This window comes from Fibrobacter sp., assembly GCA_024399065.1.
Taxonomy (GTDB): Bacteria; Fibrobacterota; Fibrobacteria; order Fibrobacterales; family Fibrobacteraceae; genus Fibrobacter.
The window spans coordinates 1-1550 of record JAKSIB010000093.1 but is presented as its reverse complement, the minus strand read 5'-3'; the positions used below and the strand labels follow the sequence as shown (position 1 = coordinate 1550).

Sequence of the window (1550 nt, the reverse complement as noted above, 5' to 3'; positions counted from 1 at the left end):
TGTCTTATACTGAAATAGGTTTACATCAAATGTCAAACCAACAGTATATTTATGCATCAAAGAAAAGGAAAAATCCAGACAGACGAACAAAAGCTGGAAATCGTAATGGAGTATCGCACAGGTAGTCTGAGCCTGAGAGAAGTTGCGAAAAAACATGGGATAAGAAGCCATGCTACAATCATTAATTGGGAGTTGCGACTGCTGGGAAATCGTAAAGCGTTATCTTTGCGCTCAAATAACTCCGCGACATCTATGGGAAACGAAAAAAAGAGTCCAAAACAGACGAGCCGTGAAGAACTCGAAAAGCAGCTAGAGGAGCTACGCGTGAAACTGGCGCGCAAGGAACTCGAGCTGGAGGCAGTCAACACCCTAGTTGACATAGCCGAGAAACACGGCTACCAGATACGAAAAAATTCTGGTGCCAAGCAGTAGACAGCCTGCGCGAGCGTCATGGCCTTACACAAGAGAACGCTTGCGCGCTGTTTGGCAAAACGAGACAAGGCTACAGGAAAGTTAGCGTCATCAAAAGGGAGCGGGTAAGCCTCGAGGATGCGCTGCGCAAGGCCGTAGGCGATATTCGCGAGCAGGATCCAGGCATAGGCGGATACAAGCTATGGCTGATGATCAAGAGCGCATTTGGTGACCGCAGGATACCTGGGCGAGACAAGTTCTTCGCATTCCTCAAACGAGAGAATATGAACCTTCCACGTCCGAAGCCACGCCGTACGACCAACTCCAACCATCGCTATCGCAAATACAGCAACCTCATAAAGGATTATGTACCAATGGCGGCAAATAGGCTGTGGGTCAGCGATATAACATACATCGACATGGAGCGTGATTGCGGATATCTGCATCTAGTTACTGATGCGTATTCTCACAAGATCGTCGGATGGTGCATGGCAGACTCACTCATGGCTGTACATTCGATAAAGGCTCTGCAGATGGCCATCGATCAGACGCACGGCCAGGACCTGACTGGCATCATACATCATTCGGACAGGGGGTCGCAGTATTGCAGCTACGATTACGTGGCTCTCTTGGAAGAACATAACGCACTCATAAGTATGACGGAGGACTACTGTCCGACGGACAACGCGATTGCCGAGAGGACAAATGGCATAATCAAGAATGAGCTCGTGTACCGTGTCAATCGCTTCAGTAACCTCAGCGACGCAAGAAGGAGGATTGCTGAGTTCATCCGCTTCTACAATGACGAGAGACCTCACATGAGCATCGGGTACAAGACTCCGGCTATTGTCCATGAAGAGCAAGGTATTCAGAAGAAATGTTGGAAAAAAAACTAGAAATTGATACTTTTGCGGACACGACAAACGGCGAGGGTGACGGACAACGCCATCGGAGCTAGAAAAAAGAACGGAAGAGGCATCGAGCCTCTTCCATTCTTACACGACAACGGCTCAGGTTTCTTGACATTCCATCTGTCAACCGGATTAGGAAAAGAAAACCAAACCAGTTGCTAATGCAAACTTATTCAGGAAACTGAATGAATATTTAATAAATCGTGTAAACCTAATTCAGGAAAAGAC

2 protein-coding genes are annotated in these 1550 nt (G+C 47.5%); both read left to right on the top strand.

From position 1 onward, the window contains the following. Window positions 1-51: 51 nt before the first annotated feature. Window positions 52-432, top strand: a complete 381-nt coding sequence (locus tag MJZ25_16595; protein ID MCQ2125786.1) for a hypothetical protein — start codon at window positions 52-54, stop codon at window positions 430-432. Between the two features lie 5 nt (window positions 433-437). Beyond that, entirely contained in the window at window positions 438-1307 is an 870-nt protein-coding gene (locus tag MJZ25_16590) for an IS3 family transposase (protein ID MCQ2125785.1), read from the top strand. The last annotated feature ends 243 nt before the right edge of the window (window positions 1308-1550 follow it).

Coding starts and splice junctions, on each gene's coding strand:
- MJZ25_16595 (MCQ2125786.1), top strand. CDS start 52: ATGCATCAAAGAAAAGGAAAAATCCAGACAGACGAACAAAAGCTGGAA.